The sequence below is a fragment of the Pollutimonas subterranea genome, from assembly GCF_002849655.1.
GTDB classification, from domain to species: Bacteria; Pseudomonadota; Gammaproteobacteria; order Burkholderiales; family Burkholderiaceae_B; genus Pollutimonas; species Pollutimonas subterranea.
Window position 1 is genome coordinate 1 of record NZ_PDNW01000062.1, and the last position, 797, is coordinate 797.

Sequence of the window (797 nt, forward strand, 5' to 3'; positions counted from 1 at the left end):
GTAACAAGGTAGCCGTATCGGAAGGTGCGGCTGGATCACCTCCTTTTAGAGCGATGCACACGAAGCGAAAGCGTCCACACTTATTGGCTGTTAATTAAAGACCATGACATGGTTTAGCTCCTTGTAAAAAGGGGGCCGGTTGGGTCAGTAGCTCAGTCGGTTAGAGCACCGTCTTGATAAGGCGGGGGTCGTTGGTTCGATTCCAACTTGACCCACCACTCGGATTACCTGTTGTACTGGGGTACGTGCGGGGGATTAGCTCAGCTGGGAGAGCACCTGCTTTGCAAGCAGGGGGTCGTCGGTTCGATCCCGTCATCCTCCACCATTCTTCGCTCCCTGGTTTCAGGGGTCAAGTGGGTGTTATGTCATGGTGAAGATGTACCTGGTGTTTAAGCGCACCGAGGGTAACGAAGAGCGTCTTGAGGGCGGTAAGCACTCAGGACGTTGCTCGTTAGGCTCATGTAGCTTGATGGTTTTATCTTGTTCTTTAACAATCTGGAAGAAGCACAACAAAGAGTATTTATGGTGTGCGCCGTGCTTCATGCGACTTTGGTTGCGTGGGGGAAAGCGGTGCACCAACGATAAGTACGGGTTGTGATTGCATTATAAATTTGTTCAACAAGTTCTCAAAAGACGTATCACTACCCTCGGGTACTGATGCGAGCCTATGAAAACTGATGAGCGGCACACAAGCGCGAAAACTCAAGTGTTCTTATAACCTATAACGTTATAGGATCAAGCGACTAAGTGCACATGGTGGATGCCTTGGCGATTACAGGCGATGAAGGACGTGGTAG

Annotated in this window: 2 tRNA genes; both read left to right on the plus strand. The window is 50.1% G+C overall.

Annotation, left to right across the window (positions count from 1 at the left end):
- The first annotated feature begins 141 nt into the window (after nucleotides 1–141).
- Nucleotides 142–218: transfer RNA gene (locus CR159_RS21335), tRNA-Ile, on the plus strand.
- Nucleotides 219–249: 31 nt separating this feature from the next.
- Nucleotides 250–325: transfer RNA gene (locus tag CR159_RS21340), tRNA-Ala, on the plus strand.
- Nucleotides 326–797: the final 472 nt, after the last annotated feature.